This is a genomic window from Spiribacter halobius, from assembly GCF_020883455.1.
Classification (GTDB): Bacteria; Pseudomonadota; Gammaproteobacteria; order Nitrococcales; family Nitrococcaceae; genus Sediminicurvatus; species Sediminicurvatus halobius.
In genome coordinates this window covers 3402501-3424067 of the sequence record NZ_CP086615.1, presented here as the reverse complement: position 1 = coordinate 3424067, position 21567 = coordinate 3402501, and the positions used below count along the sequence as shown (strand labels likewise).

Annotated in this window: 22 protein-coding genes (1 of these 22 cut by a window edge); 12 read left to right on the top strand and 10 right to left on the bottom strand. The window is 70.3% G+C overall.

The annotated features are described in order from the left end of the window. The first annotated feature begins 9 nt into the window (after positions 1-9). Complete coding sequence (locus tag LMH63_RS16020) at positions 10-813, top strand: type IV toxin-antitoxin system AbiEi family antitoxin (protein WP_199225767.1); 804 nt, start codon at positions 10-12, stop codon at positions 811-813. Beyond that, complete coding sequence (locus LMH63_RS16015; protein WP_199225768.1) at positions 810-1622, top strand: nucleotidyl transferase AbiEii/AbiGii toxin family protein; 813 nt, start codon at positions 810-812, stop codon at positions 1620-1622. Before LMH63_RS16020 ends, LMH63_RS16015 begins: the two co-directional genes overlap by 4 nt. 52 nt (positions 1623-1674) lie before the next feature. Here LMH63_RS16015 and LMH63_RS16010 read toward each other — a convergent pair whose 3' ends face one another. Further along, the gene (locus LMH63_RS16010; protein ID WP_109680317.1) at positions 1675-2589 is read right to left on the bottom strand and encodes a LysR family transcriptional regulator; all 915 of its coding nucleotides are present in this window, start codon (positions 2587-2589) and stop codon (positions 1675-1677) included. 131 nt (positions 2590-2720) lie between these two features. Between LMH63_RS16010 and wrbA the strand changes: the two genes are divergently transcribed. From wrbA to ribA, 3 genes are all read left to right on the top strand, one after another. Then, on the top strand, positions 2721-3323 hold the full coding sequence (wrbA, locus tag LMH63_RS16005) for an NAD(P)H:quinone oxidoreductase (RefSeq protein WP_109680318.1): 603 nt from the start codon (positions 2721-2723) through the stop codon (positions 3321-3323). Positions 3324-3466: 143 nt separating this feature from the next. Next, positions 3467-4420, top strand: a complete 954-nt coding sequence (locus tag LMH63_RS16000; RefSeq protein WP_109680319.1) for a glutathione S-transferase family protein — start codon at positions 3467-3469, stop codon at positions 4418-4420. A gap of 46 nt (positions 4421-4466) precedes the next feature. Beyond that, a complete protein-coding gene (gene ribA / locus LMH63_RS15995; RefSeq protein WP_255414648.1) occupies positions 4467-5081 on the top strand; it encodes a GTP cyclohydrolase II in 615 nt (204 codons plus the stop codon). Positions 5082-5101: 20 nt separating this feature from the next. Here the strand turns inward: ribA and LMH63_RS15990 are convergent, their stop codons facing one another. Both LMH63_RS15990 and LMH63_RS15985 read right to left on the bottom strand, forming a co-directional pair. Then, a complete protein-coding gene (locus tag LMH63_RS15990; RefSeq protein ID WP_109680320.1) occupies positions 5102-5920 on the bottom strand; it encodes an alpha/beta fold hydrolase in 819 nt (272 codons plus the stop codon). A gap of 164 nt (positions 5921-6084) precedes the next feature. After that, the gene (locus LMH63_RS15985) at positions 6085-6765 is read right to left on the bottom strand and encodes a histidinol-phosphatase (protein WP_109680321.1); all 681 of its coding nucleotides are present in this window, start codon (positions 6763-6765) and stop codon (positions 6085-6087) included. Between the two features lie 100 nt (positions 6766-6865). Here LMH63_RS15985 and LMH63_RS15980 point away from each other — a divergent pair, with 100 nt between their 5' ends. The 4 genes from LMH63_RS15980 to bfr all read left to right on the top strand — a co-directional run bounded on the left by LMH63_RS15980 (position 6866) and on the right by bfr (position 10819). Continuing rightward, on the top strand, positions 6866-7411 hold the full coding sequence (locus LMH63_RS15980; protein WP_109680322.1) for an RNA pyrophosphohydrolase: 546 nt from the start codon (positions 6866-6868) through the stop codon (positions 7409-7411). Positions 7412-7477: 66 nt separating this feature from the next. After that, the gene (gene ptsP, locus LMH63_RS15975; RefSeq protein WP_109680323.1) at positions 7478-9745 is read left to right on the top strand and encodes a phosphoenolpyruvate--protein phosphotransferase; all 2268 of its coding nucleotides are present in this window, start codon (positions 7478-7480) and stop codon (positions 9743-9745) included. A 204-nt stretch (positions 9746-9949) separates the two neighbouring features. Beyond that, on the top strand, positions 9950-10156 hold the full coding sequence (locus tag LMH63_RS15970) for a (2Fe-2S)-binding protein (protein WP_109680324.1): 207 nt from the start codon (positions 9950-9952) through the stop codon (positions 10154-10156). Between the two features lie 174 nt (positions 10157-10330). Beyond that, the gene (gene bfr / locus LMH63_RS15965; protein ID WP_109680325.1) at positions 10331-10819 is read left to right on the top strand and encodes a bacterioferritin; all 489 of its coding nucleotides are present in this window, start codon (positions 10331-10333) and stop codon (positions 10817-10819) included. A 420-nt stretch (positions 10820-11239) separates the two neighbouring features. On the opposite strand, the gene ltrA is transcribed toward bfr, so the two are convergent. From ltrA to LMH63_RS15940, 5 genes are all read right to left on the bottom strand, one after another. After that, entirely contained in the window at positions 11240-12466 is a 1227-nt protein-coding gene (gene ltrA / locus LMH63_RS15960) for a group II intron reverse transcriptase/maturase (protein ID WP_229332588.1), read from the bottom strand. Positions 12467-13151: 685 nt separating this feature from the next. Further along, on the bottom strand, positions 13152-13589 hold the full coding sequence (irrA, locus tag LMH63_RS15955) for an iron response transcriptional regulator IrrA (RefSeq protein WP_199225674.1): 438 nt from the start codon (positions 13587-13589) through the stop codon (positions 13152-13154). A 61-nt stretch (positions 13590-13650) separates the two neighbouring features. After that, positions 13651-14070: a protoporphyrinogen oxidase HemJ gene (hemJ, locus tag LMH63_RS15950; RefSeq protein WP_109678945.1), complete on the bottom strand. Its 420-nt coding sequence runs from the start codon at positions 14068-14070 to the stop codon at positions 13651-13653. A gap of 2 nt (positions 14071-14072) precedes the next feature. Next, entirely contained in the window at positions 14073-14588 is a 516-nt protein-coding gene (locus LMH63_RS15945) for a TlpA disulfide reductase family protein (RefSeq protein WP_109678941.1), read from the bottom strand. Positions 14589-14706: 118 nt separating this feature from the next. Next, positions 14707-16464, bottom strand: a complete 1758-nt coding sequence (locus LMH63_RS15940) for a chloride channel protein (RefSeq protein WP_109678940.1) — start codon at positions 16462-16464, stop codon at positions 14707-14709. A 234-nt stretch (positions 16465-16698) separates the two neighbouring features. Between LMH63_RS15940 and argC the strand changes: the two genes are divergently transcribed. Next, positions 16699-17730 (top strand): N-acetyl-gamma-glutamyl-phosphate reductase, encoded by a 1032-nt coding sequence (gene argC, locus LMH63_RS15935; protein ID WP_109678939.1) that lies wholly within the window; start codon positions 16699-16701, stop codon positions 17728-17730. Between the two features lie 94 nt (positions 17731-17824). Then, entirely contained in the window at positions 17825-18175 is a 351-nt protein-coding gene (erpA, locus tag LMH63_RS15930) for an iron-sulfur cluster insertion protein ErpA (protein ID WP_109678938.1), read from the top strand. A gap of 144 nt (positions 18176-18319) precedes the next feature. On the opposite strand, the gene LMH63_RS15925 is transcribed toward erpA, so the two are convergent. Then, positions 18320-19420, bottom strand: coding sequence for an anhydro-N-acetylmuramic acid kinase (locus LMH63_RS15925; protein WP_109678937.1), 1101 nt, complete (start codon positions 19418-19420; stop codon positions 18320-18322). A gap of 5 nt (positions 19421-19425) precedes the next feature. Beyond that, positions 19426-21036, bottom strand: coding sequence for an OapA family protein (locus LMH63_RS15920; RefSeq protein WP_109678936.1), 1611 nt, complete (start codon positions 21034-21036; stop codon positions 19426-19428). A gap of 229 nt (positions 21037-21265) precedes the next feature. Here LMH63_RS15920 and tyrS point away from each other — a divergent pair, with 229 nt between their 5' ends. After that, a protein-coding gene (tyrS, locus tag LMH63_RS15915; protein ID WP_109678935.1) for a tyrosine--tRNA ligase crosses the window boundary here: on the top strand, positions 21266-21567 show its start. 919 nt of this gene lie beyond the right edge of the window; only the first 302 of its 1221 coding nucleotides appear in the window; it begins with the start codon at positions 21266-21268; its stop codon lies off the right edge, out of view.

Below are 21567 nucleotides of genomic sequence, written 5' to 3'. Positions count from 1 at the left end.
GCTGCGCCAGTGGAATCGGATTCTCGCCATCGTAATCTGGCTGACTACGTCAACGCCCTGGCTGAGCGCGGCCAGTACCATTTCACGGTTCCTCAGCTGCGACAGGCGCTCGGGGTGTCTGCGCCAGCGGCCCGCAACGCACTCAGGCGGCTGGCCGCCAAGAACGGCATCGCCTCGCCCGCCCGGGGCTTCTACGTGATCATCCCGCCCGAGTACCGCAGGCTCGGCTGTCTACCGGCGGAACAATTCATCCCGGCGCTGATGGAGCGCGAAGGCCGGCGGTACTACGTTGGGTTGCTGAGTGCGGCGCAATACTACGGCGCGGCGCACCACCGTCCGCAGGAATTCCAGGTGTTCCTTGAGAGCAACCGGCGCCCGGTTGAATGCGGCGCGGTTCGCGTCGCCTTTTTTGCGCGCAAGCGCTTGAGGGACGTACCGACTCGCCTTTTCAACACGCCACGGGGCCCGATAGCGGTGTCGACACCGGAGGCGACGGCCATCGACCTTGCCGGCTATCCCGGTCGTGCCGGCGGGCTTGATCAGGTCGCGATGACCATTTCCGAGCTTGCAGAAGAGATCGATGCCGAGCTGCTGGTCAAGGCGGCCGAAACCGCGCCGCTGCCATGGGCACAGCGCCTTGGCTATCTGCTGGAGCTGGGGGGAGCGGATGAGGCCGCGCAGCCACTGTGCCGCTTCGTTGTGTCGAATGCGCGTGACTACACGCTGCTGGCGCCAGGTGCCGAGGCGCCGTCTGCGCCTCGGCACCGCCGCTGGAAACTGGTGATTAATATGGAAGTGGAACCGGAGTCTTGATCCCGCTGGACTACATCACGGAATGGCGTAGCGAGGCGCCGTGGGTTGAGAATCACCAGGTGGAACAGGATCTGGTCATCAGCAGGGCGCTGGTGGCTATCTTCTCCCACCCTGTGCTCCGTCGTTCCCTGGCATTCCGGGGCGGCACCGCGCTCTACAAGCTCTTCATTCGTCCCCCGGCGCGCTACTCGGAGGACATCGATCTGGTGCAGGTCCAGGCGGCGCCCGCCGGGCCGATCATGGGCGCGCTTCACGAGGTGCTCGACCCATGGCTCAGCCCACCTCGCTATAAACAGAGCGAGGGCCGTGTCACGTTCGAGTACCGGTTCGCGTCCGAGGACCCGACACCACTCAGGCTGAAACTCAAGGTTGAGATCAATACGCGGGAGCACTTCACGGTCCACGGGATTGTGGCAGTGCCGTTCCGCGTATCCTCTCGATGGTTCGCGGGAGCCTGCGAGATACGCAGCTACGCGCTTGACGAGCTGCTGGGTACGAAGCTGCGGGCGCTATACCAGCGCCGCAAGGGTCGTGATCTGTTCGACCTGGCCACCGCGCTAGCCGATGGCGAAGCCTCGCCGGAGCGAATCGTCGAGTGCTTCGGGGCCTACATGGGGCACGGCGGTCAGACCGTGAGCCGGGCGGGATTCGAAGCGAACCTCGCTGCGAAGCTGCGCGATCGCCGATTCGTCGCCGATATCGGGCCGTTGCTCGCCCGCGGCCGCACCTGGAACCTGGACGCCATGGCGAAGAGTGTGTCTGAGGCGCTGATCAGCCGGCTGCCCGGCGAGCCGTGGCAGGGCGGATAGTTCGGACCACCGCACGCCATCGCGCGCACCTGGAAGGTTTCGTCGCTCGATGTCAATCGGGGTGCGTAAGCCGCCACGGCCGCTCGCCGAAGCGGGCCACGAGGAAGTCCACGAACGCGCGCACCTTGGCGGGCACCCGGGGGGTGTAGGGGTAGACGGCGCTGAGGCTGAGCGGGGCGATCTCGTGGTCGGGCAGCAGGCGCTGCAGGCGCCCGGCGGCCACGCTCTCCGCGGCGATGAAGTCCGGCAGCATCACCAGGCCCGTCCCCTGCTCGGCGGCTGCGAGCAGCAGCTCGCCGTTGTTGGCGCGCAGGTTGCCGCTCACCGGCACGCGATGCGCGCCGCCGTCGGGGTCGGTGATCGGCCAGTAGTCCCCCAGCGGCGAGTAGCTGTAGCTGAGGGCGTTGTGCCCGGCGAGCTCGCCGACCCGGCGCGGGTGGCCATACCGGGCCAGGTACGCAGGCGCACCGCACAGCCAGACGTCGCAACGGGCGATGGGCCGGGCCATCAGGCTCGACTCCTGCAGCTGGCCGATGCGCACGGCGGCGTCGTAGCCCTCGTGCACTAGGTCCACGAAGCGGTCATTGAGGGTGATGTCCACGCTGAGCGAGGGGTAGCGGGCCAGGAACTCCGGCAGCACCGGGCCGAGGTGCTGCAGCCCGAAGGAGACCGGCGCGTTCACCCGCAGGGTGCCCTGGGGCAGGGCGTGCAGGTCGCCCACGGTGCGCTCCGCCTCCGCCAGGGCCTCGAGCAGCGGGGCGCAGCGCTCGTAGTAGCGGGCGCCGGCCTCGGTGAGAGTCAGCCGCCGGGTGGTGCGGTGGAGCAGCCGCGTGCCAAGGCGGCGCTCCAGCGCCTGCACCTGCTTGCTCACCCGCGACTTCGTCACCCCCAGCCGTTCTGCAGCGGCGGTGAAGCTGCCGTGCTCGGCCACCTGCAGAAAGGCGTCGATGCTCTCGAGACGGTCCATGGCAGGCCTCTCCCGAACCCGCGACTATCGTATCCGATACGGCAACAATAAGTTGCCTTTAATCGGGATTGTTTCTTTCTGCCGGCGGTCCTAGTCTGCGTGTTGTCCGCGAACCCAAAGGGAGACCCGCCATGAGCCGAATTCTCGTTCTCTACTACAGCATGTACGGCCACATCGAGACGCTGGCGGACGCCATCGCCGAGGGCGCCCGGCAGGTGCCCGGCGCGGAGGTCGTCGTCAAGCGCGTTCCCGACACCATGCCCGAGGACGTCGCCCGCCAGGCCGGCGCCAAGCTCGACCAGCAGGCCCCGGTGGCGAGCCCCGACGAGCTCGCCGACTACGACGCCGTGATCTTCGGCACGCCCACCCGCTTCGGCAACATGGCCGGGCAGCTGCGCAACTTCCTCGACCAGACCGGCGGCCTCTGGGCCCAGGGCAAGCTGGTGGGCAAGGTGGGCAGCGCCTTCACCAGCACCGCCACCCAGCACGGCGGCCAGGAGACGACCCTGACCTCCATCCACACCACGCTCATGCACCACGGCATGGTGATCGTGGGCGTGCCCTACGCCTGCCAGGAGCTCGCCAACATGGACGAGATCACCGGCGGCACCCCCTACGGCGCCACCACCCTCGCCGGCCCCGACGGCAGCCGCCAGCCGAGCGAAAACGAGCTCGCCATTGCGCGGTACCAGGGGAGGCATGTGGCGGAGATCGCAACGAAGCTCGCCGGCTGAAGGCGGGCGGGCTTCGTTGCGATCGTTGTCAGTTCTAAGTTCAAGGTTCAAAGCGAGGTTACGACTCCGCCGCGCGCGGAGGGAGTCTTTGAACTTTGGACTTTGAACTCCTCGATTGAGCTCGCCGACCAAGGGGAGGCGCAATGGGTCTTTTGATAAACGGCACCTGGCACAACCAGTGGTATGACACCGAGAGCACCGGCGGGCGGTTCGAGCGTCCGAAGACCGTGTTTCGGGACTGGATCGAGCCGGGTGGAAAGTTTCCGCCGGAGAAGGGGCGGTATCACCTGTATGTCTCGCTCGCCTGCCCATGGGCGCACCGGGCGCTGATCCTGCGCAAGCTGAAAGGGCTGGAGGATGTCATCAGCGTTTCCGTGGTGCATCCGTACATGGGCGAGTACGGCTGGCACTTCGATGCGTCCTATCCGGGGGCCACCGAGGATCACGTCAACGGCTGCGAGTATCTGCACCAGGTCTACGTCAGGGCCCGGCCCGACTACACCGGGCGGGTGACCGTGCCGGCGCTGTGGGACCGGGAGCGGGGCACCATCGTCAACAACGAGTCCGCGGATCTGGTGCGCATGCTCAACAGCGCCTTCGACGAGTGGGGCGACGCGAGCCGTGACTACTATCCGGCCGATCTGCGCGAGACCATCGATGCCATCAACGCCGACGTCTACGACCGCGTCAACAACGGCGTCTACAAGGCAGGCTTCGCCACTGCCCAGGATGCCTACGAGGAGGCGGTGACGCAGCTGTTCGACTGCTTGGACAGCCTCGACGAGCGTCTCGGGCGCCAGCGCTACCTGGCCGGTGACCGCATCACCGAGGCGGACTGGCGGCTGTTCACCACGCTGGTGCGCTTCGACGCCGTCTACGTCGGCCACTTCAAGTGCAACCTGCGCCGCATCGCCGACTACCCGCACCTCGCCGGCTACCTGCGCGAGCTCTACCAGGTGCCGGGCGTGGCAGAGACGGTGAGCATCGACCACATCAAGCGCCACTATTACACCAGCCACCCCATGATCAACCCCACGCGGATCATCCCCGCGGGGCCGGTGCTGGACCTGGAGGCGCCGCACGGGCGGGGGCCGTGATATCGTGACGCGCTCCCCGCAGCCTGCAGCAGGTGTCGCCGCCGCCATGCCCATGCCGCCCGCCACGCCCCGTGCGCGTCATGCCGGTTCCGCCCGGCTGCCCACCGAGTGGGGCGAGTTCGTGATCCACGGCTTCGAGGACGCCATCGGCCAGGAGCATGTGGCACTGGTGATGGGGCAGCCCGAACAGGCCGAGGCGCCGCTGGTGCGGGTGCACTCCGAGTGCCTGACCGGCGATGCCCTGTTCAGCCGCCGCTGCGACTGCGGGCCGCAGCTGGAGGCGGCGCTGCGACGCATTGGCGAGGCCGGCGAGGGCGTGCTGGTGTACCTGCGCCAGGAGGGCCGGGGCATCGGCCTGCTGAACAAGATCCGCGCCTACGGCCTGCAGGACAGGGAAGGCGCGGACACGGTGGAGGCCAACGAGGCCCTGGGCTTCGCCCCGGACGCCCGGGACTACGGCGTTGCTGCCGCCATGCTCGAGGCCCTCGGTATCCGCAGGCTGCGGCTGCTCACCAACAATCCCCAGAAGGTGAGCGGGCTCGAGGCCGAGGGCATCGCGGTCACCGAGCGCCTGCCCATCCTCGCCGGGCGCAACCCGCACAACCACGCCTACCTGGAAACCAAGGCGGCGAAGTTCGGGCATTTCTTCGACGCCGACTGATCCAGGCGCCAATGAACCCGTCAGCCGGCCTGCCGCTGACCCTGAAGCCCCCTGACGGCCGCCTGCACGGCCTCCGCCGCCTCTCCCGGACGCTCCAGCGGGAAGAGGTGACCGCCCGGCACCTCGTGGACCGCTACCCCATGGTGCCGGCGGAAGCGGGCGAGGTCGCCCCGGTGGGTGACGGTGGAGCCCCGGGCCGTCAGCACGGCGCCGGGCACGGGCACCGGCGCCGGTTCCCGGTGCAGCCAGGCCGGCAGCTGGCGGAAGATCTCCACCTCCACCGCCGGGTCGTAGGCGAGGCGCACGCCGTCGCCGTCCGCGACCGTGCCGGCGGCGACGTAGTCCTCGATGGCCTCGGCGTCGAAGTCCCGGAACAGCGCGCGGCTGCGGAAGTGCGCGGCGGCGCTGGCCGCGTCCGGCCAGCGGCTGCGCCGGCCCTGGCTGCGGCCGGCGGGGGTGAGCCGGTCGATGAGCCCGAGCCGCCGGGCCGTGGCGAGCGCGGGCCCACGCCAGCCGAACACCAGCGGCGGGTCGAGCATCACGAAGCCGTGCAGCCGGCGCGGCTGGCGCAGGGCGGCGAGGAAGGCGAGGACGCCGCCGAGCGAATGACCCACCAGCCAGGTGCGCTCGCTGCCGCCGGCGCTGATGCGCTCCAGCAGCTCCTCGGCCAGCGTCGGCCAGCCCAGTCCCACCGGGTAGGCCGGGTCGTGGCCGAGCCGCTCCGGCGCCTCCACCCGGAAGGCGGTCTCCAGCGCAGCCAGGAAACGCCGGTAGCTGCCGGCAGGGAAGCCATTGGCATGGGCGAATACGAGCCGCGGACGCTGGTCGTTAGCCCGCATATCTCACTGATCCGCACCCGCAGCCGTGAATCGGTGAGATATGCGGGCTAGAGGCTGCCGCGGTCGGCTGTGCATCGCTGGCTGGCATGGCCTGGCGGGCCGACACGCCAGTACGCGGCGACGGCGCGTCTGGCGGGGGTTGCTGGGCATCCATGCCGGCGTCGTCAGTCCAGCGGCTGCGGGTCGATCCCCGCCCGCAGGGTGATGCGGGGCCAGCCGCGGTGCCGGGCGGTCTCCGCCAGGACCGGGTCCGGGTCCACGGCCACCGGCCTGTCCACCCGCTCGAGCAGTGGCAGATCGTTGCGGGAGTCGCTGTAGAAGGTGCTCGCCTCCAGGGGCTCGTCACGCTCGGCGAGCCACGCCTCCAGGGCGTGGATCTTGCCTTCGCGGAAGGTGGGCGTGCCGCGATGGCGGCCGGTGTAACGGCCATTGGCGTGCTCGGGCTCGGTGGCCAGCAGCTCCTCGATGCCGAACAGCGCCGCAATGGGCTCGGTAACGAAGCGGTTGGTGGCGGTGATGATCAGCGGCACGTCGCCACGGGCGCGGTGCGTCTCCACCAGCTGGCGGGCGGCGGGGAGCACCAGTGGCCGGATGCGCTCCTCGACGAATCGGCGGCGCCAGGCCTCGAGGTCTTCGGGCGCGTTCTCGGCCAGGGGCCGCAGGGCGAAGGCGAGGAACTCGTCGATGTCGAGCTCACCGCGCTCGTACTCGCGCAGATAGCGCTCGTTGGCGCGCTCGTAGCGCTCGCCGTCCACCACCCCCAGCTCCGCCAGGAAGCGGCCCCAGAGGTGATCGCTGTCGCCGCCAAGCAGGGTGTTGTCGAGGTCGAATATGGCCAGGCGCAAGGGGGGCTCCGCTGGTTGGCGCCCTGAGTCGGGCGTTTGCCGCGGGATTCTGCAATGTGGAAGAATAGCTGGCAACGAAATTACAAGCTCGGTGCCATAAGTGATTGATTCGGATGGTTTTCGACCGAACGTCGGGATCATCCTGACCAACGACCACGGACAGGTGTTCTGGGCCCGGCGAATCGGTCAGGATGCCTGGCAGTTTCCGCAGGGCGGCATGCGGCGCGATGAATCGCCGGAGGCGGCGCTGTATCGCGAGCTCCGCGAGGAGGTGGGCCTCGCGGAGGACGATGTCGCCATCCTCGGCGCCACCGAGGGCTGGCTGCGCTACCGGCTCCCGCGGCACCTGGTCCGCCGGCGCCAGCGGCCGCTGTGTATCGGCCAGAAGCAGGTCTGGTTCATGCTGCGGCTGGTGGGTGAGGAGTCCGCGGTGCGGCTGGACCTGAGCGAGCGCCCGGAATTCGACGACTGGGCCTGGGTGCCGTACTGGGAACCGTTGCGTCAGGTGGTGTTCTTCAAGCGCGGAGTCTACGAGCGTGCGTTGAGCCAGCTGGCCCCACTCATCTTTCCGGACGGCGCGCCGCGGCGGCCGGCCGGCCTCGGCCGCGGGCAGCCGCCGGTGGTCGGGCGACGGCGGCGCGGGTAGGCGGGCGCCGTCGGGGGCACGGCGCGGAACCGCCCCAGGGCCGCCGCAACGCCGAGGATTAGCCGCATGCTCGAGACCCTCCACCGCATCGTCCAGGAGGTGAGCGCCGCCGAGGATTTCGGCGAGGCGCTGCGCATCATCGTCGAGCGCATCGCCGCCGCCACCGAGGCCGACGTCTGCTCCGTGTACCTGCTGGAGGAGGACCAGCAGCATCTCACCCTGATGGCGACACGCGGCCTCTACCCGGATGCCGTCGGCCGGGTGCGGCTGCGCCTGGAGGAGGGCCTGGTGGGGCTGGTGGCCGAGCGTGAGGAGCCCATCAACCTTGAGAACGCCGACCAGCATCCCCGCTTCCGCTATTTCCCCGAAACCGGCGAGGAGCGCTTCCACTCCTTCCTCGGCGTGCCCATCATCCACTACCGCCAGCGCCTCGGCGTGCTCGTGGTCCAGCGTCAGGGCCGCCAGCGTTTCGGCGATGCCGATGTCGCCTTCCTCGTCACCATGGCGGCACAGCTCGCCGGCGTCGTGGCCCACGCCAAGGCCAGTGGCGGTCTGGATCTGCTCGCCGGCCACCCGGAGGCCACCCGGGAGCGCCCGCTGGTGGGCGTGCCGGGTGCCACCGGCGTGGGCATGGGGCGGGGCTTCGTGCTCTATGCACCGACGGCCCTGGACGAGGTGCCGGACCGCCCCGTCAGCGACCCGGAGCGCGAGGAGGCGGCGTTCCTCGCCGCGGTCCAGGCCGTGCGGGAGGACGTCGAGGCGCTGGCGGGGCGCATGCACGGCACCCTGCCCGAGGGCGAGCAGCTGCTGTTCGATGTCTACCTGCGCATGCTCGAGGGCGACAGCCTGGTGCGCCAGACCTGTCGCCGCATCAAGGCCGGCAACTGGGCGGCGGGGGCGGTGCGCCAGACCATCGCCGAGCAGGTGCGCCGCTTCGAGGAAATGGAGGACCCCTACCTGCGGGAGCGCGCCGGCGACGTCCGCGACATCGGCCGACGGCTGGTCATGCGCCTGCTGCTGGTGGACGAGGACCGCCGCGAGATTCCCCAGGACGCGGTGCTGGTCGGCCAGGAGGTGAGCGCCTCGCAGCTCGCCGAGGTGCCCCTCGGGCGGCTCGCCGGCGTGGTCTCCGCCACCGGCTCGGCCAACTCCCATGTCGCCATCCTGGCGCGGGCGCTGGGCGTGCCGGCGGTCATGGGCGTGGCGGATCTGCAGGTCCGCAGCCTGGAAGGTCGGGAGCTGGTGGTGGACGGCTACCGGGGGCGCGTCTACGTGGACCCGCCCCAGGCGGTGCGCAAGGAGTACCGGCGGCTGCTGCGCCAGGAGGCGGAGCTCTCGGCGGGGCTGAAGAGCCTGCAGCACGAGCGCTCGATCACCCCCGACGGCGTCGCCATCAAGCTCTACGTCAACACCGGCCTGGTGGCCGACATCGGCGCCTCGCGCGAGGTGGGCTGCGACGGCGTCGGCCTGCACCGTACCGAGTTCCCGTTCATGATCCGCGACCGCTTCCCCGGCGAGGAGGAGCAGGCGCAGCTCTACCGCGAGGTGCTGGAGGCCTTCGCCCCGCTGCCGGTCACCCTGCGCACCCTGGACGTCGGCGGCGACAAGACCCTGCCGTACTTCCCGATCCACGACGACAACCCCTTCCTTGGCTGGCGCGGCATCCGCATGACGCTGGACCACCCGGAGATCTTCCTCACCCAGATCCGGGCGATGCTGCGTGCCTCCGAGGGGCTCGGGAACCTGCGCATCATGTTCCCCATGGTCAGCCGCCTGGAGGAGGTGGAGGAGGCGCGGCGCCTGGTGGAGCGGGCCCGGCGCGAGCTGGCGGAGGAGGGCGTGGAGGCGCCGGCGCCGCTGCTCGGCGCGATGGTGGAGGTGCCCGCCGCCGTCTACCAGGCGGAGAGCCTGGCCCGGCGGCTCGACTTCCTCTCGGTGGGCAGCAACGACCTCGCCCAGTACCTGCTCGCCGTGGACCGCAACAACTCCCGCGTGGCCTCCCTCTACGACGAGCTGCACCCGGCCGTGCTGCGCGCGGTGAACGAGGTCGCCGAGGTGGGCCGGCGCATGGAGGTGCCGGTGACGGTCTGTGGCGGCATGGCCGGTGACCCGGGCATCGCGCTGCTGCTGCTTGCCATGGGCATGGACGGGCTGTCCATGAGCAGCGCCGGGCTGCTGCGGGTGAAGTGGGCCGTGCGCACCGTGCCGTACCGGGACGCCCGGCGGCTGCTCGATCGCGCCCTCGGCATGGAGTACCCCAGCGAGGTCCGACGGCTGACCAACGAGACGCTTGAGGCCCACGGCCTCGGCGGCCTGATCCGCGCCGGAAAGTGAACCGGAGCGGTCCAGTTTGAAACTGTTCTAAACAAGAATCATTGTTATTGACGCCCTGCCGCGGGCTGGGTACTCTCCCCGCCAAGCTGCCTGGATTCATCACGTGGGCCGGTGCCCGGGGCTGGTGAAGCCGGCAGGCCAGTGCCCCCCGGACGCGTGGGCAGGCACGTCAGAGAAACGGCTGCACCACGGGCGAGGGGCTGCATGTACGTCTGCGTCTGCAAGGCTGTCACCGATTCCCAGATCCGGGCCGCCCTCGATGATGGCGCCCGCTCCGTGGGCGACCTCCGCCGCGAGCTCGGCTGCTGCACCGGCTGCGGCCGCTGCGGGCCATTCGTCCGCGCCATCGTCGCCGAGTACAAGGCCGAGGAGCGCCTGTTCCCCCTCATGCCCCAGGCGACCCCGGCGTAAACACTCCGATTCCCGCCGGCATCCGTCGCGAGCCCCACCACCTCATCACCTAGTCACCCGGTCACCCAGCCCCCCGCGCCTGGGGGCACCCACGAACCCTTTCTCCCGTGCTATATTGAAACCGTTCCAAAGAAGTATGGTCGCACCGACTGCGTCAGCACGGGAGGCAGAACAATGAAAGGCGACGCCAAGGTCATCGAGCATCTCAACCAGGCGCTGACCAACGAGCTCACTGCCATCAACCAGTACTTCCTGCATGCGCGCATGCTGGACAACTGGGGTCTGGAGAGGCTCGGCAAGAAGGAATACGACGAGTCGATCGACGAGATGCATCATGCCGATGTGCTGATCCAGCGCATCCTGTTCCTCGAGGGTCTGCCCAACCTGCAGGATCTCGGCAAGCTGCTGATCGGCGAGAACGTGAAGGAGGTCCTCGAGTGCGACCTCAAGTACGAGCTCAACGGCATCGCCCACCTGCGCACCGCCATCGAGCACGCGGAGAACGTCCAGGACTACGGCAGCCGGGATCTCTTCGAGCGCATCCTCAAGGACGAGGAAAGCCACGTGGACTGGCTGGAGACCCAGATCGAGCTCATCGACCGCATCGGCCTGCAGAACTACCTGCAGACTCAGATGAAGGCGGCGGACGAGTCGGAGGAGTAGCCCGACGCTACGGGGTAGAGCGCCCTCTGCAGTGCGAGCGATGTTCGACCGCGAAACGGCGCGAAGCGCCGTAACTCCTCGCTCGATCACCCCCGACCTTCAGCACTTGGGGCACCAGGAGTCCGCGACGTAGGGGGGGATGCTCACTACATGGTGCCGGGCGCGAGGCGGGGCAGGAGCGCCCGGGACACGCTGTGAATACGTCCCTGTAAGCTCGTAGGCGAGGTCCATCTCGCCTACGGTCCCGGTCGCTCCTGCCCCGCCTCGCTCGGCCGCCGTGGGTGCCCTCCGCCGCGGAGGGACTGTCTTGCAGCGTGTCTGAACTTCGTTGCTAATCGGGGCCACGGAAAATCGAGTAGCCGGGGCGGTCACCCGCCCCGGCTCTCACACCACCGTACGTACGGGGCCGTATACGGCGGTTCACGCAGCGCTCGCAAGTCGACGGTGCTCGCCGAGGAAGCTCACGAGACCCTGACGGTGCAGCCAGCGCGCGGGGATGGCCACGTGCATGTGGGCCGCCCCCGCGTTCCACCACGGGCCACGCCCGTTGGTGGCGGAGCGATACGCTCGCAGGCGCTCGACACCGTGCTGCATCAGCCGCCGGGCGCGGGTGCGCCAGCGCTTCCACTGCCGCCACAGCAGGCAACGCAGGCGGCGCCGGAGCCACTGGTCCAGCGCCTCGAACGCCGCCTTGACTTCGGCGAAGCGGAAGTAGGCCACCCAGCCCCGGATGAGCGGCTGCAGCGCCGCCAGCACCCGCTGCAGGTGGCGGCCCCGCCCGCGGCGCAGCGCGGCCCGCAGGCGGGCCTTGAGCCGCTGCACCGAGCTGGGGGCCACCCGCAGCCGCGGCTCACGGTGCGCGGTCATGCTGTAGCCGAGCAGCGTGCGCTTCCACGGGCGGTCCACCGCACTCTTCTCACGGTTGACCACCAGGCGCAGCCGCCGCCACAGGAACCGCTCCAGCGATGCCAGCACGCGCGCACCCGCTTCGGGCGAGCGCACGTAGACGCTGACGTCATCGGCGTAACGCACGAAGCGGTGGCCGCGCCGCTCCAGCTCCCGGTCGAGCTCGTCCAGCAGGACGTTCGAGAGCAGGGGCGAGAGCGGCCCGCCCTGCGGCGTCCCCGCCGCCCGCGGCGAGACCACGCCACCGGCCATCACCCCGGCCTGCAGGTAGCGCCGGATCAGGCGCAGCACCCGCCGGTCCTCGATCCGACGCGCTAACCGGGCCATCAGCACGTCGTGATTGACCCGGTCGAAGAACTGCGCCAGATCGAGGTCCACGACCCAGCGCTGCCCCGCCGCCACGTGCCCGCGGGCACGCTCAACGGCCTGATGGGCACTGCGCCCCGGGCGAAAGCCGTAGCTCTCACCCGAGAACGTCGGGTCGAGGATCGGGGTGAGCACCTGCACCAGCGCCTGCTGGATCAGCCGGTCGACCACGGTCGGGATGCCCAGTGCCCGGGAGCCACCCCCGGGCTTGGGGATCTTCACCTCCCGTACCGGCGAGGGACGGTACGTCCCCTCCAGCAGCCGCTCGCGGATCGACGACCAGTGCGCCTGGCAGTAGGCCCACAGCTCATCGACGGTCACTCCGTCGATGCCGGGGGCCCCCCGGTTGCGCACCACCCGCCGGTAGGCCGCCATCAGGTTCTCGCGACACAGCGCCGCCTCCAGCAGCGCCGTCGACTCGGACCCGGCTCGTCTCGAGCGCGCCGCAGCCGCTTGGCGTCCATCACCCGTACCTCCGACGGTTCCGCCGTCAGCCCTCCGGGGATGCGGCAACCTCTCAGCCGCCTCGCCTACGCCTGCTTCGGCCATCGAGCGCTCCAGTGCCGGATCGGCTCCACGCGTTCGGCCCTTCGCCGCCCTGTGCCGGCGACTACTATGGCCTCGGCTGACTTCTGCCAGGCCTTCCCGGCACCTCGCGGCGCCGGTAGCTCACAGCAGCCCGACAGACCTCCCGGGGTAAGGCGCGTGACCTTCACTCCACACCCGCCGCATCTACGTATCGCCGCTCCGGGGTGACATCGGGTTCGCAGATCGTTGCCTGCTCGCCCGCGACGACACGCCTCCTATGCGGTTCCTGTTCGTCGGGTCGGAGATTCGCCTGAGGCTTCCTTCAGACAGCACCTCACGATGATGCCCTTGCCGTTCGGCTCGCGGTTCCCGTCACCAGGGCCCGCAGGGGACTTCCACCCCCAGGCCACTTCCCGGCTCGCTTTCGCTCACCGGTTATCCAGCGCCGGTCACGGCGCCGGCGCGCCGTGCCCGGCGCACAACAAAAAAGGCCCCGAAGGGGGCCTTTTTCCGTGCTACCAGGCCGCCTGCCTCAGGATGCTGCAGCCCGGCGCACCCGCACGATGACGTCGACGCCCTCGATGCTCGTCCCCGCCGGCGGCGAGGGCAGCTGGGCGACGCGCACGTCATCCGCCGGGATGTCGGCCATCTGGCCGGTATCCTCGTCCAGGAAGTGGTGGTGCGGATGCACGTTGGTGTCGAAGAAGATGCGCCGCGGGTCGGCCAGGATCTGGCGCAGCAGCCCTGCCTCGGTGAACTGGTGCAGGGTGTTGTAGACCGTGGTCTGAGAGACGCGCAGCCCGGCCTCCAGCGCCTCGCTGTAAAGGCCTTCTGCGGTCAGGTGGCGCTCGCCTTGCCCGAAGATAAGCTGCGCCAGCCCAAGCCGCTGCCTGGTGGCACGCAGGCCCGCGCGCTGCAGCAGATCCCGCAGGTAGGCGTCGTGTCGGTCTTCGTGCAGCTGAGTGCGCATGTTTGCCTTTTCCATACCGGACTACCTTGGTCCTGATTAAGGTAGCACGTTCATTCGCCAATCAGAAGGGCTTTACCACAACCAGGATCACCACCGCCACCAACACCAGCACGGGCAGCTCGTTGAACACCCGATACCACACGTGGCCGTGCCGGTTGCGCTCTTCCGCAAAGGCCCGCAGCAGCCGCCCGCAGTAGAGGTGATAGCCCACCAGCAGCGCCACCAGGGCGATCTTCGCGTGCAGCCAGCCCTCCTGCAGCCACCAGGGCGCGAGCCACAGCAGCCAGACCCCGAGTCCCACCGCCAGCACCGCGCTGGGGTTCATGATGCCGCGGTAGAGCTTGCGCTCCATCACCTTGAAGCGCTCGCGCCCGGTCTCGTCCTCGGCCATGGCGTGGTAGACGAAGAGCCGCGGCAGGTAGAACAGCGCCGCGAACCACGTCACCACGAAGATGATGTGGAATGCCTTGACCCAGAGCACCATCAGGCGGTGTCGCCGGCCGGCAGCATGCCGCGGATCTCCTCGCGCAGGCGCTCGAAGTCGAGCAGACCCACCCGCTGCCAGACCACCCGGCCCTGGGGGTCGATGAGCACGGTGGTGGGCGTGAGCCGGACATCGCCGAAGGCCTGCGTGACCTCGCCGCTGCGGTCCAGGGCGATGCGGTAGGGCAGGCCCTTCTCCGCCACCATCGTGCGCACCTGCTCCGGCGGGTCGTAGGGCATGGCCACGCCCACCATGGCCAGGCCCTGGTCGGCGAAGTCCTCGTGCAAGTGCACAAGCTCCGGCATCTCCGCCACACAGGTGACGCAGGTCGTGGCCCAGAACTGCAGCAGCACCGGCTGGCCCTGCAGGCTGGCGAGCTCCAGCTGCCCGCCCTCGAGCATGTCCATCCGCACCGCCGGCGCCGGCTCCCGCGCCGGCGGGGCGAACCACAGATAGCCCACCGCCGCCACGATGGCCAGCGCGAGCACACCGGTAACGATCTCCTTGCGGGGCATGGCGCAGACCTCCGTCGCGCGGTGCGTGATCACGCTCTCAGTCTATCAACTGACAGCGCCGCCAGCGCTTCCTGCCGGCCAAGCGCAGGAAGCCGCTGCGAGCGGCGCGTCCCGCGCCCTACCCGAAATACTCCCGCTCGATGTCCCGTCGGGTGAGCACGCCGTAATAGCGCCGTCGGCCGGGGGCGTTGGTCTGTACGACATACAGCGCCTCGGCGCGTTCCCGCCGCAGGACCTCCAGCGCCTCGCGCAGGCTGGCGCGGATCTCCACCGCGGCGGGCTGCAGCCGCTGGGCCGGGATGGCCAGCAGATCGATCTCCTGCTCGCGCGGGTTCTCCTCCAGGTAGCTCAACACGTCCGCCACCGGCACCAGCGCCACGGGCCGCTCGCTGGTCTCCTCCAGCAGCAGCCAGCGCGGCTCCTCGTCCAGGGCTTCGAGCAGTGCGCTGCGCTCGAGCCGCCGCGGCAGCACGGTCAGGCGCCGGTCCATCAGCCGCACGATGCCGAGCCGGCTGAAGGCCTGCAGCAGCGGGTTGCGCCGCGGGTCCAGTCCCTTCTCCCGCAGCCAGGCGAGGAAGATGGAGTCGGTGCGGAAGACCTCGCTGGTGGTCACCGTCGCCGCGACGATGGCGAGCATGCCGGGGAGGATGACGTTGGGGTTGGCGGTGAGCTCGAGCATGGCAGTGAGCGCGGCGAGCGGCGCGCGCAGGCTCGCGCTCATCATCGCGCCCATGCCGATGAGGGCGTAGAAGGCGGGGCCGGCGATGGGGGCCGGGGTGAGCGCCGCGGCCACGATGCCCAGGGCGCCGCCAGCGGCGGCACCGATCACCAGGGTGGGGCCGATCAGCCCGCCGGGCACGCCGAGGCCGAGCACCGACGCGGTGGCCACCAGCTTCGCCACCACGATCGCCAGCAGCAGCCCCAGTCCGAGCTCGCCGCGCAGCGCCGCGGCGACGGTGTCGTAACCGACGCCCATGACCTCCGGCACGGCCAGCGCCACCACGCCCACCACGAGCCCGCCCAGCGTCGTCCGCAGGACGATGGAGCGGTCCACCAGCCGGTGCGAGGACCAGGTCAGCGCCCGGTTGAAGGCGGCAGCGACCGCACCCAGCACCACGCCGGTGACGATCACGTGGGGGATCTCGATCAGCCCCCGGATCTGCAGGGCGGGGATGGTGAAGGCGGGGTCGGCGCCGTACACCGCCTGGGTGAGTGCCGTGGCGCTCACGGCCGCGAGGATCACGGGGAGGAAGCCGGCGATGGTGTACTCCATCACCACCACCTCCATGGCGAAGGCGACCCCGGCCAGCGGCGTATTGAAGGAGGCGCCGATGGCGGCGGCGGTGCCGCAGGCCACCAGGGTGCGCATGCTGTTGTTGGGCATGGCGAGGAGCTGGCCGAGCTGGCTGCCGGCCGCCGCACCGAGATGCACGCTCGGCCCCTCGCGACCCACGGACTGGCCGCTGATGATCGCCGCCCCACCGGCCACGAACTGGGTAACGGCGTTGCGCAGCGGCAGCCGCCCCTGGTGATAGGCGGTGCGCTCCATGACGTAGGCGACGCCGGTGCGCTGGTCGCCGCCGGCGAGGAAGCGCAGGTAGAGCCCGATGAGAAAGGCGCCCGTGACCGCCAGCGCCAGCCGCGCGAGCGGCGGCAGGGCCTCGAAGTTCTCCGGCTGCCCGCCGGGCAGGAGGAGCGTCTCCATCCCCTCCACCAGCCCGCGAAAGCCGATGATCACCAGGCCCGCCAGCAGCCCCGTCACCGCTCCCAGCAGGGAGAGGACCAGCAGCGCGTCGCTGTTGGACAGCCGGAAGCGCTGACGCTCGAGATAGGCCTGCCAGCGGCTGGTCGGCGGATTATTCGTTCTTCTCGGCATGGCCGTGCATGATAGCGAGGCGGCGGCCCCCAGTCCCGCAGCCTGGACGCGGCGCCCCCGCCGCGAGCCATTCCGCCCGGATATTCGGCGCGAGGGCGCGCCTCCTACAGGCGGGATTCTGCCGCGCTGCCAGGCAACGCCTGCAGGAGCGGCGCCGCCGCGAACGCTCCCCGCTCCCGCCGCCCCCGGCCACCGGCGTACAATGGGTGTCCAGTCCCAGACGGAGCATGTTCAATGATCACGGCCGGCATCGTCGGTGGCACCGGCTACACCGGGGTGGAGCTGCTGCGGCTGCTGGCCGCCCACCCGGAGGTGCGCCTCGAGGTCATCACCTCCCGCGGCAACGCGGGCACGCGGGTGGACGAGCTCTTCCCCAACCTACGAGGCGTGCTGGATCTCAGCTTCACCGAGCCCGACGCCGGGCGCCTCGGCGCCTGCGACGTCGTCTTCTTCGCCACGCCCAACGGCACCTGCATGGCCATGGCGCCGGAGCTGATCGAGCGGGGCTGCCGGGTCATCGACCTCGGCGCCGACTTCCGCCTGCGGGACCTCGCCGTGTTCAGCGAGTGGTACGGCATGCCCCACAGCTGCCCGGAACTCGCCGCGGAGTCCGTCTACGGCCTGCCGGAGATGCACCGCGAGGCGATCCGCGATGCGCGCCTGGTGGCCAACCCCGGCTGCTACCCCACGGCGGTGCAGCTCGGTTTCCTGCCGCTGGTGGAGTCGGGCCTGGTGGACATCGAGCATCTGATCGCCGACGCCAAGTCCGGGGCCAGCGGTGCCGGCCGGCAGCCGAAGCAGCACACCCTGCTCTGCGAGGCCGCCGAGAACTTCCACGCCTACGGCGCCGCCGGTCACCGGCACCTGCCGGAGATCCGCCAGGGCCTGGCCGAGGCCGCCGGTCGCGAGGTGGGGCTGACCTTCGTCCCGCACCTGGTGCCGATGATCCGCGGCATCCACGCCACCCTTTACGCCCGCCTGCGCGATCCGGCCGCCGACCTGCAGGGGCTCTACGAGGAGCGCTACGCCGCCGAGCCCTTCGTGGACGTCCTGCCGCCCGGCAGCCAGCCGGAGACCCGCAGCGTCCGCGGCGGCAACATGGTCCGCATCGCCGTCCACCGCCCCCAGGGGGGCGACATGGCGCTGGTGCTCGCGGTGGAGGACAACCTCGTCAAGGGCGCCGCCGGCCAGGCCGTGCAGAACATGAACCTGATGTTCGGCCTGGACGAGACGGCAGGCCTGAAGCACGTGGCGGTGTTGCCGTGACGTGCGACGCGTCACCCGCCCCCAGATTGACCCCCAGGCCAGGCAGGCGGACAATCAGCGTAGCTATCGATTCCCATTGCCGGAGGCAATGACCATGACCGAAGTCGCCGAGCAGGAAGAGCTGCTGATCTTCACCGACAACGCGGCCACCAAGGTGCGCCAGCTCCTGGACGAGGAGCAGAACGAGGAGCTCAAGCTGCGCGTGTACATCACCGGCGGCGGCTGTTCCGGGTTTCAGTACGGCTTCATGTTCGACGAGAACCAGGAAGACGGCGACGCGGTGATCGAGAAGGGCGGCGTGACGCTGCTTGTCGACCCCATGAGCGGCGCCTACCTGGAGGGCGCGGAGATCGACTACGTCGAGGGCATCGAGGGCGCCCAGTTCGTCATCCGCAACCCCAACGCGGCCACCACCTGCGGCTGCGGCAGCTCCTTCGGCGTCTGACGTTCGCGGGATTCGCGGCGAGGGCGCCGGTGCTACGGGCGCCTCGCCGTAGGTCGTGCGCCGCAGGCGTGCGACATTCCCGTCCTCCGTGTACCCCGATGTCGCACGCGGCATTCGCCGCGCACGACCTACGTGAAGGGGGATTTAAGCCGGGTAAATGCCGCCGAGCCTTACCGGATGCCTTGAGCCGGTAACGCGCCGCAGATCCACCGCCCGTCCCGCCAGCGTTTCCCCCGCAAGCCAGGCGAAACCGACCGCTTCCACCGCCTCCGGCGGCACCCCGGCGCTGGCGGTGCTCGCCACCCGGCAGCCGGGTAAGGCGGCAGCAAGCCGCCGCATCAGCTCGCCATTGTTGGCCCCGCCACCGCAGACCAGCACCTCTCCGGCCTCCGGCGCCCACTGATTCACGGCGTCGGCCACGCTGCGGGCAGTGAGCTCGGCCAGGGTCGCCTGCACGTCGGCGGGGGCCTCCCCGCCGGCAAGGTGGTGTTCCAACCAGCCCAGATTGAAATGCTCCGGCCCCGTGCTGCGCGGAGGCGGGCGCTGGAAGTAGGGGTCGGCCAGCAGCCGCGCGAGCAGGGCCTCGTCCACGCGACCCGCCGCCGCCCAGTGGCCATCCTCGTCCATGGGTCGGCCCAGATGGCGGCGGGCCCAGGCGTCCAGCAGCGTATTGGCGGGGCCGCAGTCAAAGCCCTGGCGCACCCGGGCACCGGCACCGAGGACGGTGAGGTTGCCGATGCCGCCGAGGTTGAGCACCGCGCGAGGGGCGTCGCCCCCGAACAGGGCTGCGTGGAAGAGAGGCGCCAGCGGCGCAGCCTCGCCGCCGGCGGCCATGTCCCGCTGGCGGAAATCGGCCACCACGGTGCATCCGGTGGCCTCGGCGAGGCGGCTCGGGTCGCCGAGCTGGCAGGTTACCGGCGGCGTTGCATTTGGGGCGTGCCAGACGGTCTGGCCATGGCAGCCGATGACGTCGACCTCCGCGGCCTTGCAACCCGCAGACGCCAGCAGGGCACCCACGGCCCCGGCGAACACCGCCGCCAGCTCGGCATCCAGCGCCAGCACCTCGGCCAGTGGCGTGCCGGCATCCACGGCGCGCAGGCGGTCGGCGAGGGTCTCGGGATAGGGCTCCGCCAGGAAGGCCTCGAGGCGGGGTGGAGCGCCATCGGCAAGGCGCACCAGGGCGGCGTCGACGCCGTCCATGCTGGTGCCGGACATCAGGCCGACGGCGCGGGTCGCCCCGGGCATGCCGATCAGTCCGTTTCGATCTGGGCGAGCAGCGTCCGGCTCAGGGTGTCGAGCCTGGCGATGTAGTCCCGGCTATGGGTCTCGAATTCGTCCCGGTATTCGGCGGCGATGGGTGTGGCCTCCGGCAGGTCCACGGTGCGCGGGTTGCGGTGGGTGCCGTCGACGCGGAACTCGTAGTGCAGGTGCGGGCCGGTGGAGAGTCCGGTGCTCCCGACATAGCCGATGACATCACCCTGCTGCACGCGGTCACCCACCGAGAGGCCCTGCCGGTAGCCGCGCATATGCGCGTAGAGCGTGGTATAGCGGGTGCCGTGCTGGATGATCACCGTATGCCCGTACCCGCCCTTGCGACCGCGGTGGATGATCTTGCCATCGCCGGCGGCCTTGATCGGGGTGCCCGGGGGCGCGGCGTAGTCCGTACCGAGGTGCGGGCGGCGGGTACCGTGGATCGGGTGCAGTCGGCTCGGGTTGAAGTTCGAGCTCACCCGGGCGAAGTTCACCGGCGTGCGCAGGAAGGCCTTGCGCATGCTGCGGCCGTCCGGGGCGTAGTAGTCGCTGTCGCCGTCCGGCTCGGTGAAGCGGATGGCGCGGTAGCGCTCGCCCCGGTTGATGAATTCGGCCGCCAGGATGTTGCCGTTGCGCAGCTTCTCGCCGTCCCGGTACAGCTCCTCGTAGATGACCACGAAGCTGTCGCCCTTGCGCAGGTCCAGGGCGAAGTCCACGTCCCAGCCGAAGATGCCGGCGAGCTCCATGATCAGCCGGTCGTCCAGCCCGGCGTTGAGGCCGGCCATGTACAGGGAGCTGTCGATGCTGCCGTGGGCCTCGGCGACGCGCCGCTCCAGCGCCCGCGTCTGCACTTCGCTGGTGAACTCGTCCTCGGCGCTGCGGGTCACCAGCAGGGTTTCGGTCTCGTTCAGCTCGTAGCGCACGCCGTGCAGCGTGCCGGCCTCGTCCAGGCGCAGCTCGACGGTGTCGCCGGGGAACAGTCGCACCAGCTCACCGGCGCGGCCGCCGGCATTGACCACTTCGTGCACGTCCCGCGGGCCAAGCCCCGCACGCTTGAACACGGCGGCGAGGTTGTCGCCGGAGCGCACCTCGAGCGCCTGCCACTCGCCCGGCAGGTCGCTGCCGGCGGCCTGCTCCGCGGCGGCGAGCAGGGCCTCCTCCACCTGCTCGGCGGCGGCGCGAACGGCCTCGCCGGGGTGGTTCGCGGGGCTGGCGACGTCGGCCTCCGCGCTGGCGGCGCCGTCCTCCGCCGCGGGCACGCTGGCGCGCACGGCGGCGGGAACCAGGCGGCCCTCGTCCGGAGTGGTCTGTGCATCGGGCGCGGGCGTCAGCCGCGTGGGGGCGGGGGCCGGGGTATCGGCTTCTGCTTCGGAGGCGCCGTCGCGCCGGGGCGCCGGCGCCTCTCTGGGCGACTGGCCGGGTAGCGTCAGCGTGACCTCCTGGCGCTGCCCCGAGTCCGCCACCGGCGTCGGAGCGTTGGCCTCCGGGGCATTGCCGCCCGCGAGGAACAGCCCGATGCCGCCCGCCGCGGCCGCAATGCCGAGCACGAGCGCGCCACGCCGAAGCCTGCCACGCCGGGGCGGCCGCTCGCTGAAAACGCTTCTCGCCATGCCTGCGCGACGTGCCATGCCAGTGCCCGCTAGCCTTCGGATCAAGGGCGGAACCTTAGCCGCAACCCCAGGGGTGGTCAATCTGCTGACACGCGGTCTGAAGGCTTACCCGTAACCTCTCAGGATAGGCGACATTTCTCCCCGTGCTGTGTGGCGCGCCACGTTTCCGCTAGAATCCCGGCCCTTGCGCCCCGTCCGGCGGTGCGGCAATCGGGAGGGATGACTGGCAATGACGTCGACCGACGACGCCCTGGCGATCCTGCGCCGAGGGGCGGAGGAGATCATCCGCGAGGACGAGCTGCGGGAGCGCCTTGCGGCCGGCCGGCCCCTGCGCGTCAAGGCCGGGTTCGACCCCACCGCGCCGGATCTGCACCTCGGGCACACCGTGCTGATCAACAAGCTGCGCCACTTCCAGGATCTCGGCCACCACGTGCTGTTCCTGATCGGCGACTTCACCGGCATGATCGGCGACCCGAGCGGCCGCAGCGCCACCCGCCCCGCGCTCACCCCCGAGGACATCGCCCGCAACGC